The sequence below is a fragment of the Bartonella sp. MR168JLCBS genome (genome assembly GCF_042194175.1).
Map to the genome: position 1 here is coordinate 1 of NZ_JBHIMP010000382.1, position 358 is coordinate 358.

Sequence of the window (358 nt, forward strand, 5' to 3'; positions counted from 1 at the left end):
GCTTTGCGGGAGTTACAAATGCTCGGAAAGATTTAAAAGTTTTGGATTAGAGTGGAAAAGTGTAAGATTAAAAAAGCATTGTTATCATTTGAATTCTGTCATTGATGCGTATGTTTTTTTATGTTAATGGTAAGTTTCGTTCGTTTATCTTGGGGGGGGGTGTGCATGGATTTGGTCTCCAGTGAATCGCCAGAATATTAATCAGCCATAACTTGTACTTAGGAAAATGGGTAAGCAGTGAAAAAACGTGAAATAAAAATATTTTCAGCAAGTATTTTGGGTATGTGCTTTGTTTTAACGGGATGTAATTTATCTGCCCCTACCTATGGTACAGGGAAACCAGCTTCGTTACAATTTT